Source organism: Streptomyces sp. NPDC041970, assembly GCF_055588985.1.
In genome coordinates, this window is record NZ_JBVJCD010000092.1 from 3,812 (window position 1) to 13,882 (window position 10,071).

The 10,071-nt window shown below is 75.0% G+C and carries 7 protein-coding genes; 6 read left to right on the forward strand and 1 reads right to left on the reverse strand.

Features of this window, described 5'->3' with window-relative positions; all coding sequences use genetic code 11:
* Positions 1-229: 229 nt before the first annotated feature.
* The gene (locus ACZ6EJ_RS26900; RefSeq protein ID WP_469270727.1) at positions 230-1,819 is read right to left on the reverse strand and encodes a PLL family lectin; all 1,590 of its coding nucleotides are present in this window, start codon (positions 1,817-1,819) and stop codon (positions 230-232) included.
* 716 nt (positions 1,820-2,535) lie between these two features.
* On the opposite strand from ACZ6EJ_RS26900, the gene ACZ6EJ_RS26905 reads away from it, so the two are divergent.
* The 6 genes from ACZ6EJ_RS26905 (at position 2,536) to ACZ6EJ_RS26930 (ending at position 9,864) form a co-directional block, all read left to right on the forward strand.
* Positions 2,536-3,534 carry an alpha/beta hydrolase gene (locus ACZ6EJ_RS26905; RefSeq protein WP_469270728.1) on the forward strand — a complete coding sequence of 333 codons (999 nt, stop codon included), beginning with the start codon at positions 2,536-2,538 and terminating at the stop codon, positions 3,532-3,534.
* 17 nt (positions 3,535-3,551) lie between these two features.
* Entirely contained in the window at positions 3,552-5,114 is a 1,563-nt protein-coding gene (locus ACZ6EJ_RS26910) for a DUF8189 domain-containing protein (RefSeq protein WP_469270729.1), read from the forward strand.
* A 26-nt stretch (positions 5,115-5,140) separates the two neighbouring features.
* Complete coding sequence (locus tag ACZ6EJ_RS26915; RefSeq protein ID WP_469270730.1) at positions 5,141-7,168, forward strand: DUF8189 domain-containing protein; 2,028 nt, start codon at positions 5,141-5,143, stop codon at positions 7,166-7,168.
* Between the two features lie 46 nt (positions 7,169-7,214).
* The gene (locus tag ACZ6EJ_RS26920) at positions 7,215-8,156 is read left to right on the forward strand and encodes a hypothetical protein (RefSeq protein ID WP_469270731.1); all 942 of its coding nucleotides are present in this window, start codon (positions 7,215-7,217) and stop codon (positions 8,154-8,156) included.
* 116 nt (positions 8,157-8,272) lie between these two features.
* Positions 8,273-8,695 carry a peptidase inhibitor family I36 protein gene (locus ACZ6EJ_RS26925; protein WP_469270732.1) on the forward strand — a complete coding sequence of 141 codons (423 nt, stop codon included), beginning with the start codon at positions 8,273-8,275 and terminating at the stop codon, positions 8,693-8,695.
* A 431-nt stretch (positions 8,696-9,126) separates the two neighbouring features.
* Positions 9,127-9,864: an AfsR/SARP family transcriptional regulator gene (locus ACZ6EJ_RS26930; protein WP_469270733.1), complete on the forward strand. Its 738-nt coding sequence runs from the start codon at positions 9,127-9,129 to the stop codon at positions 9,862-9,864.
* The last annotated feature ends 207 nt before the right edge of the window (positions 9,865-10,071 follow it).

Below are 10,071 nucleotides of genomic sequence, written 5' to 3' on the forward strand. Positions count from 1 at the left end.
CCCTCCCCGAAGGTTAGCCAAGCCCGGGAGGCCCCAACCCCCCCCAACCGGAAACCCCGGAGCCCCCGCCCCCCCCCCCCGGCCGCGCACACCCCCCCCCCCCCCCCCCCCCCCCCCCCCGCGTCGGCCTTCCGCTGCCGTCGCCCTCGGGCCGGCGGCGTACCGGACCGCGTCGGGCGGCGCGTACGGGCCGGGGCGCGAGCACGCCCCGACCCCGTACGTCCCGCGGTCAGTTGACGGCGGGGCCGGAGCCGTTGAGCCACGCCCACTGGGCCCAGTCGGAGAAGCCGGTCTGCCAGGTGTGGTAGACGCCCGCGTGGCTGGTTCCGAAGACCTCCAGGCGGCCGTCCGCGTTGGTGGCGGCCGTGATCTCCGTGCCGCCGGTGCCGATGGTGGCCCAGTCGCTGAAGGGGGCGTTGATCCCGGTCTGCCAGGCGTGGACGGCGATGTCCTTGTTGATCGCGAAGACCTCCACCCGGCCGTCGGAGGTGCGCTCGCTGGTGAGCTGCGCGTCGGCCGGCCCGCCGGTCCGCACCCAGCCCGACCAGGTGACCGGGGACTCCTGGTAGCGGTGGAAGATCCCCTCCGGCCCGGAGGCGAACACCTCGAGACGTCCGTCGGCGTTGTGGTCCACCGTCAGGTCGTGGCCGCCCCCGCCGAAGTGCTCCCACGCGGACCAGTTGCCGTTGCGGGCGAGCTGGTACTGGTGCTCGAACACCGTGCCGTTGAGAGCGAACACCTCAAGGCGCCCGTCGGGGGACTTCTCCATCCCGAGGCGGGCGTCGACGGGGCCGCCGCCGGTGAACTCCCAGCCCGACCAGCCGGTGTTCGGCGCGGTCTGGTACCGGTGGTAGACCCCCTTCGGGCCGGAGGCGAACACCTCGATACGGCCGTCGGCGTTGGTGCCGGCGGCGATGTACCGCCCGCCGGTGCCGAACTCCTGCCAGCCGGACCAGTCCCCCGAGGGCCGTGACTGGTAGATGTGCTGGGCCGTGTCGCCGTTGATCGCCAGCAGCTCCAGCCGGCCGTCGGCGTTGGGGGCGATCGCCATCTGCGCGTCGCGCGGACCGCCGAGCGGCCGCCAGGCCGACCAGCCGCCGTTCGCCTCGGTCTGCCAGGCGTGGTACACCCCGTCGGCTCCGGCCGCGAAGGTCTCCAGCCGGCCGTCCGCCGACCGCGCCGACACCACGCGGCCCGTTTCGGCCGGGGTCGCGGCCCGGTGGGCGGGGGCCTCGACCACCTTCTTGTAGCGGTGCGGCTTGGCGACGAACCGGCCGCCGCTGGTGGTGTAGTTGATCGGCCGCTCGTACCGTACGGACCCCCTCCCGCCCATCTCCTCCATGGTGAAGAAGCGCGTGTGCTGGGGGTTGGCCCAGCCGGTGAACAGCACGACGTGGCCCGCGTCCCCGCCGGTCCCCGCCCCGAGCGTGCCGACGGCGTCGCCGGGCCTCAGGTCCTCCCAGCCGATCGGGTCCATGAACTCCGGCAGGGTCACCGTGCTGGGGGACGAGGGCAGGTGCAGTGCCATGGAGACGAAGCCCGAGCAGTCGGTGCGGTAGTGCCTGCCCTGGAGGTCCGGGTGGGAGTCCTCCTGGTTGTAGTAGACGTTCAGGTCCACCCAGTGCTGGGCGCGGAGCAGGATCTCGTCGCGGGTGATCGGCCCGCCCACGTCCGACTGGACGCTCCGGACGGAACGGGCGCCGGCGGCGTGGGCCCCCGGCCCCGACGCGAGGACGTGCGCGCCGGCCAGGGACAGCGCGGCCGAAAGCCCGCCGACGGATCGGAGAATCGCTCTGCGGGAGGGGTGGTGTGCGCTCACAACGGGCTCCTGGTCGGTAGCGGTACGAGGCACGTGCGAAGGGGGACCCGCCGTGGCCGTGCCGGGTCGCGCCGAAAGCTATCCACGAGGGACCGGCCCAGGAATCCGGAGGGTTACGGACTGACACCCGCGACCCCTCCCGCTAAGGGCTCACGGCGCAGCGCCCACCGGATGGGCCGGGGCCGCGAGGCCGGTGGGGGCCGCAAGGCCCGTGGGGCCGCTGAACCCGGCCGGGCCGCTGAACCCGCGAGACCGGTCGGGCCGCGCGACCGGCGACCGGACCCGGCTGGGCCCGACCGGAGCCGCGAGGCCGGCTGGACCCGCTGGGCCCGCGGGCTCGGCCGGGGCCGCGCGGCGGCTGAACCCACGAGACCCACTGAGCCCGGCCGACACCACGAGGCCGACCGGACCACGCGACCGGCCGGACGCGGCTGAACCCACGAGACCGGCCGGACCCGACCGAACCCACGAGACCCACTGAGCCCGGCCGACACCACCAGCCCCACCGGACCCATGCCCCACCAACCCCACCAGCCCCGCCGACCCCGCCTGCCCCACCACCCCCCGCCCGCCCGTCCGCCTAGAGGACGGGAGCCGGTTCCGTCACCCGTAAGGTTCCGGATACTCCTGCCGGGCGGAGATCGCTAGCTTCCGAACCGCCGGACACCGCCGGGACGGCGGCCGGGTCCCAGCCAGCTCGCCCACAGGAGGTCACCTTGACCGCGCAGCAACCGCTCAATCCCTCCCGCAGGAGCATCCTCAAGTCCGCCGGCGGGCTCACCGCCGCGGCGGCCCTGGGCGCCGGCGGCGTCCTCGCGTCGGCGACGGCGGCCTCGGCGGTCGGCGACGGCTTCGGTCTGCGCATCGTGGAGCGCGGCGAGCAGGACCACCGGATGTGGTACTACCGGTTCCAGACGGGTGCCATCGGCGGCTGGAACCCGGCCGTCAACGTCCTGCTGCCCGACGGCTACCACACCAGCGGACGCCGCTACCCCGTCCTCTACCTGTTCCACGGCGGCCAGGAGGACTTCATCACCTTCGACGCCCACCACGACATCCGGGGCCTCACCGCCTGGAAGGACCTCATCGTCGTCATGCCCGACGGCGGGCGCGCGGGCTGGTACTCCAACGCCGCCACCTCCAACATCGGCGCCCGCAACTGGGAGCACTTCCACATCGGGCAGCTCCTGCCGTGGGTCGAGGCCAACTTCCGTACGTACGCCGAGTACGACGGCCGCGCCGTGGCCGGGTTCTCCATGGGCGGTTTCGGCGCGCTGAAGTACGCGGCCAAGTACTACGGCCACTTCGCCTCGGTCAGCGCCCACTCCGGCCCGGCGAACCTGCGCGGCGGCAACGGCGACGTGGTGACGCACTGGGCCAACGCCTCCTCCGCCGCCGTCGAACTGAACGGCGGCACGGTCTACGGCGTCCCCTGGGACCAGGCCCGCGTCAGCGCCGACAACCCGGTCGAGCGCATCGAGAGCTACCGGCACAAGCGGGTCTTCCTCGTCGCCGGCACCAGCCCCGACCCCGTCAACTGGTGGGACCAGGCCAACGAGGGGACGGTGCTCCGCACCCAGCAGGAGTTCCGTTACCACCTCCACCGCGTCGGCATCCCGCACGAGGCGCACGAGCTGCCCGGCGGCCACTTCGTCCGCCGCGAAATGCTGGAGCGCGACATCAACGGCATCATCGCGCGCCTGCGCCGGGCATGACGGAGGGATCTCGCGTGATGCCCGGTATCCACCGGCGTCCGGCCGGGCGTCTGCCCGGCCGGGTGCTCGGCCTCCTTCTCGCGGTCACCGCGACGCTGACGCCGGGGACGGCCTCGGCGTCACCGGCCGACGCCCAGGCCGCCCCCTCCCGGCAGACCCCTCTTCAGGCGGCCGCCTTCACCGCCGCCTGCCCGGCCGCCGGACCCATCTCCCAAGGCCACCACGCCAATCACAACGGCATCGACATCGCCAACGACCGCGGCACCCCGATCTACGCCGTGGGCGACGGCGAGGTGATCATCTCGGGGTACGAATCCGGCTACGGGCAGTGGATCCGCATCCTGCACCCGGACGACACCATCTCCGAGTACGGCCACATGTACCACCGCGACGTCCAGGTGGGCGACCGGGTGCGGGCCGGCCAGCGGATCGCGCTGATGGGCAGCGAGGGCCAGTCCAGCGGACCCCACCTGCACCTGCGGATCTGGGGCGACGCGCGCGCGACCGTGCGCACCGATCCCATCCCCTACCTGGCGGCACGCGGTCTCGGGATGCCCTGCACGCCGGGCCGGGAGCCCGGCCCCCCGCCGCCGGCGCATCCGGCGGAGTCCGGCCGGGTGGTGTCGGCGCGGTCGGCGGACGGGCGGCTCGAGGTGTTCGCCGCCGGGGCCGACGGTGTGCACCACGCGTGGCAGGAGAGCGCGAACGGCTCCTGGTCCGAGTGGGAGTCCATCGGCGGGCCCTCGGGCGCGGAGCTGGCGATCGGCCCGAACGCCGACGGGCGCCTCGAGGTGTTCGCCATCAACGACGGGATCTTCCAGCACCGCTACCAGACCCGGCCCTCGGGCGGCTGGTCCGGCTGGGAGGAGTTCGGCGGCGGAGGGCGTGACATCGCCGTGGGTTCCAACGGCGACGGACGCCTCGAAGTCTTCGCCTCCGGCCCCGAAGGGCTGTTCCAACGGTTCCAGACGGCCCCCAGCAGTGGGTGGTCGGGATGGAGGTCAGCCGGCGGCGGGCCCGCGAACAGCCGCGTGGAGATGGGGAAGTCACCGGACGGGCGGCTCGAGGTGTTCGCCCTCAACGGCGACGTCTTCCAGCACCTGTACCAGACGTCCGTGAACGGCGGCTGGTCCACCTGGCAGGACTTCGGCACCGGCGGCCGCGACCTGACCGTGGACCACAACCAGGACGGCCGGCTGGAGGTCTTCGCCTCCGGTCCCGAGGGCGTCTTCCACAAGTACCAGACCGGCGCCGCCGGTTGGTCGGAGTGGAAGGACACCGGCGGCCTCGCCGACGCGCAGTTGACGAGCCAGCGGAGCGCTGACGGCCGGGTCGAGGTGTTCGCCCTCAACCGCGGCGAGGCCCAGCACATCTGGCAGACGGGGGCGAACGCCCCCTACGGCCCGTGGGAGTCCTTCGGCACCGGGGGCACCGAGATCACCGCGGCCGCCAACGCGGACGGGCGGATCGAGGTCTTCGGGACCAACCCCACCGGCGTCTACCACCGTTGGCAGGACGGGTTCACCACCTGGTCCGCCTGGGGCTGGCTGAAGGGCACCGCGGGCCCCGCGATCAACTGACAGCCAACCCCCTCTGGAGCGGTCTCGTGCATCCGATCAGCAGGCGGGGCCTGCTGCGGGCGGCCGGAGCGGGAGCCCTCGTGCTCCCGCTCGCGGACCGCGCCGCAGCCGCGTCCCCCGTCGCCGGTCCGGCGTCCCCCTGGGTCGCCGCCGGTTCCTTCACCCACGTCTACGACCCGTCCACGCCCGGCCGCCGCCGCTACCTGAACGACCACACCCTGATCCGGGCGAACGGCCGGTGGCACCTGTTCAGCATCGTCGGGGACAGCGCGGCGCCCGGCGAAGCGCCCGACAGCGCCGCGGAGGTCTCCTTCGCCCACGCCTCCGCGCCCGCCCCCGGCGGCCCGTGGACCACCCACGCCGACGCGCTCACCGTCGATCCGGACTACCACGGCGAGGAGCACCTGTGGGCCCCGCACGTCATCGAGGCCGGCGGCCGGTACTGGATGTTCTACGCCGCCGGAGGCAGCACCGGGGCCGCCGTCAACCTCGCCACCTCCACCGACCTGTTCCACTGGACCCGCGTGCCCTCCGGCCCCCTCTTCCGCGGACGCGCCGCGCGTGACCCCATGGTCGTGCGGATCGGCTCCGAGTGGGTCATGTACTACACCGAGGTCTCCGCCTCCGACGGCCGCCACCTGGTCTGCTACCGCCGCTCCGGCGACCTGCTGCACTGGAGCGCGCCCGGTGTCGCGTACGCCGACCGGAGCACCGGCGCGACCGGCGTCTCGGTCACCGAGTCGCCCTTCGTCGTCGAACGGGACGGCTGGTACCACCTGTTCATCGGGCCGCGCGGCGGGTACGAGGGCACCGACGTCCTCGCCTCCAGGGACCCCTTCCACTTCACCGTCGACGGTTACGCCGGCCATGTGGCCGGCCACGCCGTGGAACCGGTCCTCGACGGGGACCGGTGGTACGCGAGCGCCGCGGGCTGGTTCCGGCAGGGCCTGTACCTGGCCCCGCTGCACTGGCAGGCCACGCCCCCCTCGTGGCAGAGCCCGGACAACCCGGTCGCCGCCCTGGACGTCCAGGACCGCCTGACCGTGTTCGCCCTCGACGCCGGCGACCGCTCGATGCTGCGGCGCGTCCAGCTCGACCCGGACGCCGGAACCTGGTCGGAGTGGGAGCGGTTCGGCGGACCGGCCGGCGCGGTCCCCACCCTCGGCCGCAACACCGACGGCAGGCTGGAGGTGTTCTCCCTCGCGCCCGGCGGCGCCAACCTGCACCACCGGGTGCAGCGTCCGGACGGCGGCTGGCAGGCGTGGGAGGAGTTCGGCGGACCGGCCGGCGCCGCCCCCGCCGTCGCCCGCGGCTCCGACGGGCGGCTGGAGGTCTTCGCGCCGAGCCCCGGCGGCGGCGTCCTCTCCCGGCGGCGGCAGCAGACGCCCGGCTCGCCGGCCTGGGGTCCGTGGGAAGCGGGGTTCGGCGGGCCGGTGGGCGCGCCGCCGGTCGTCGCGGCCAACGCGGACGGCCGCCTGGAGGTGTTCGCCCTCGACCGCGGAGGCGCGGAGGTCCGGCACCGGTGGCAGCAGACGCCGGGCGGCGAGTGGGCCCCGTGGAACCGGTTCGGCGGACCGGCCGGCGCCGCCCCGCGGGTGGCGCGCGACGGCAGCGGACGGCTCACCGTCGCCGCGATCGGCCCGTCCGGAGTCGGGTCCTTCCACCGCCGCCAGTCGGCGCCGAGCGGAGGGTGGGACGCGTGGCTGGCCCTGTTCGGCTGGTCGGCCGCCGCCCCGCTGCTCGTGCCCGGAGCCGACGGCAGGCTGGAGGCGTTCGTCCTCTCCCCCGGCGGCGACCGGCTCGACCACCGCTGGCAGACCGCGCCCGGCGAGGGCTGGGCCCCCGGCGGGGAGTTCGGCGAACCGGGCGCCGTGCTCGCCTCGACGCCCACCGCCGCCATGGACGCGACCGGGCGGATCCACGTCTTCGCGGTCACCGCCGAGGGCCGGGTGCGTACGCGCGTACAGGCCCGCCCGAGCGGTGGCTGGCAGCCCTGGGCCTCCTTCGGCGACCGCGCCGTGGCTCCCCTGCGTTCGGGGGCCGCGGCTCCGTGACGGGCCGCCGCACGACGTACAGCCACCGACGAGACGGGGAGTCCGCATGACCGGCAGGGATCTGCTCAAGGTGCTCGCCGTGACGGGCCTCCTGCTCGTCACGGCCTGCTCCGCCGCCGACGTTCCGGCGGCGGAGACCGCGGCCGGGCCGCCGGACGGGGCGGGCGACCGGCCCCGCACCGGGCTCACCGAGGAGGAGCGCGCCCTGCTCGGTGAGGCCGAGCAGCGGCTGATCGCCGCCTGCATGACGGGCAAGGGCTTCCGCTACCCGCTCGACTCCGCCGCGCCGCGCGCCCAGATGCCCCTGCGCCGCTTCGGCCTGGACGACGTCGCCTGGGCCCGCCGGCACGGTTACGGTCTGCTCCAGGCGGCCCGGTCCGGCGACCGGGACGGGCGGGCCGCGGCCGGGGACGGCCCGCAGGCGCGGTACGTCGCCTCCCTCGCGCCGCGGCGCAGGGCCGCGTTCGAACGCGCCCTGAACGGCACCGACCCCGCGGCGATCGTCGTCCCGGTGCCCGGCCGCGGCCGGGTCTTCACCAGCGCCGACGGCTGCCAGGCCGACGCCCGCGGCCGGCTCTACGGTGATCTGCGCGCGTGGACCGAGGCCAAGGCGACCGTGGTGAACCTGGAGTACCTGACCTACGACGACGTGCTGGCCGACCCGCGGTACACGAAGTCCCTGACCGCCTGGCGCACCTGCATGGCGGCGCGGGGGCTCCCCTACCCGAACTCATCGGACGCCATCGGCGCCGTGGCGAAGGAGAACCGGAACCGCCCCGCCGGGGAGGCGTGGAAGCGCGAGAGGACCGTCGCCGTCGCCGACGCCGAGTGCAACCGCGCGGCCGGGCTGGCCCGGACCGGCGCCCGCCTGCAGCGCGAGCGCGTACGGGACGCCGCGGCCCACGAGTTCGCACGCCAGGCCCGCTCCTACACCCGCGCCGTCACGACCGCGCTCGACCGGGCCCGCTCCGTCACCGGCTCCGGCTGAGCCCCGCGGGCGGCCGCGAGCCGCCTCCACCGAACCCGCGCGGCCGGGAGCCCAACCGCTCCCGGCCGTGCGCTCCGGCGCACGCCGGAGGACCCACCACCCAGAGGAGAGACCCCATGCGCACCACCAAGCGCGCCCTGCTCGGCCTGGCCCTGGCCACCGCCCTGCTCCCGCTGACCGCCACCGGCGCCCACGCCGCGGGCACGGAGCCCACCTACAGCAACCGGAATCCGGGCAACTGCCCGGCGGGGAACCTGTGCGTCTACAAGGGCGCCAACTACGCGACCGAGGGCGTCGGCATCGCCATGTTCGCGTACAGCAACCCCGTCTGGTCCGAGACCAGGAACAGCTACATCGCCCACCAGGACTCGTCCTGGTTCAACAACGGCACCGGCACCTCGTACACCTCCGTGCTGGTCTTCACGGACAACTACTACGGCGGGAACCACTTCTGCCTGGACAAGGGCTGGGGCAACACCTGGGACCGCGTGGCCAACGACCAGGGCGAGGCGAACGTCTGGGCCAACGGCCCCTGCTGACCCCCTCCCCGCCGCTCGCCCCGGTCCGCCGACGGTGCGAGCGGTCCGGGGGCGCGGGGCGGCGACGGGCGCGCGGCCAGGGGCCCGGTGCCGCTTCCGCGGGGCAGCCCGCGCTTCCCCGCTCCTCGGTCGGCGCCGCCCGCCGCCCCCGTACGGGACCCGCCCCGACGACCGGCCCGCCGGGACGCCGTCGCCCGCCGAACACGGCTCGTCGGACCTGGCGCCCGGCCCGGTCCGGCCCGGCGGGTCCCGTACGGGGGCGGGGTCCGAGCGGCCCGGACCCGTCGGACGCGAAGACCCGCGTCCCGCCGGACGCCTTTCCCACGCCCCCTGCCCTGGGACCACCGTCGCGGTTCACACATGTTCAGACCAATGAGCCCATACCATCGACGTCATGGGCCCCGGGGGGGCCTCCGCACAGGGGGCGAGCCATGCACGCAGAAGTCGACGCACCGGAAAAGACGTCCGAGGCAGGGGGCCTGCGCTTCCTGATTCTCGGACCGTTGGAGGCCTCCGTCGGCGGGGTGAGGTTCTCGCTCGGCGGCGCGGTCCAGGAGCGCGTCCTGTCCGTGCTGCTCCTGGAGCCGGGCCGGGTGGTCCCCATGCCGCGCCTCATCGAGGCGGCCTGGGAGGACGATCCGCCGGCGACCGCCTCCCACCAGGTCCGCAAGGCCGTCTCGGAGCTGCGTCGCCGGCTCGGCGACGCGTTCATCTCGACCGAGGGCAGCGGCTACCGCATCACCGTGACCGCGGCCCACCTCGACCTGCTGGAGTTCAACGACCGGTTACGGGCCGCCGAGCAGGCCCTGCGCGAGGACCGGCGGCCCGAGGCCGCCACCGAACTGGAGGCCGCGCTCGCGCTGTGGCGCGGGGCGGTCCTCTCCGGCCAGGGCGGCGCGGTCATCGAGTCGGCGGCCACGGTGCTGGAGGAGCGCCGGCTGGTCGCCACGGAGGAGCTCTTCGACCTGCGCCTCGGCCTGGGCCTGGGCAGTGAACTGGTGGCCGACCTGCGCACCGCCGTCTCCGAGCACCCGCTGCGCGAGACCTTCCACGGCCACCTCATGCTCGCCCTGTACCGCAAGGGGAGGAAGGCCGAGGCGCTGCACGAGTACGCCCGAGTCCGCGAGATCCTCGCCGACCAGCTCGGCGTCGATCCGGGCCCCCGCTGACCGGGCTCTACGAGGACATCCTGCGCGACGACCCCGGTCTGCTGCTGCCGCAGCGGCTCCCGGCCGTCGAGGGGGGGGCCCCCGCCCCCCCCCCCCCCCCCTCCCCCCCCCCCCCCGCGCTGTCTCCCTTCCCCGGTCGCTCCCCCGAGGTGGCCGAGCTGCCGGTCTGCCTTCGCGCGGCCTACGCGGCCGACAAGCGGTCCACTC

What these genes read in the sequence shown, in the direction of transcription:
- ACZ6EJ_RS26910 (WP_469270729.1), top strand. Translation starts at nt 3,552, where the DNA reads ATGCCCGGTATCCACCGGCGTCCGGCCGGGCGTCTGCCCGGCCGGGTG.
- ACZ6EJ_RS26920 (WP_469270731.1), top strand. Translation starts at nt 7,215, where the DNA reads ATGACCGGCAGGGATCTGCTCAAGGTGCTCGCCGTGACGGGCCTCCTG.
- ACZ6EJ_RS26925 (WP_469270732.1), top strand. Translation starts at nt 8,273, where the DNA reads ATGCGCACCACCAAGCGCGCCCTGCTCGGCCTGGCCCTGGCCACCGCC.
- ACZ6EJ_RS26930 (WP_469270733.1), top strand. Translation starts at nt 9,127, where the DNA reads ATGCACGCAGAAGTCGACGCACCGGAAAAGACGTCCGAGGCAGGGGGC.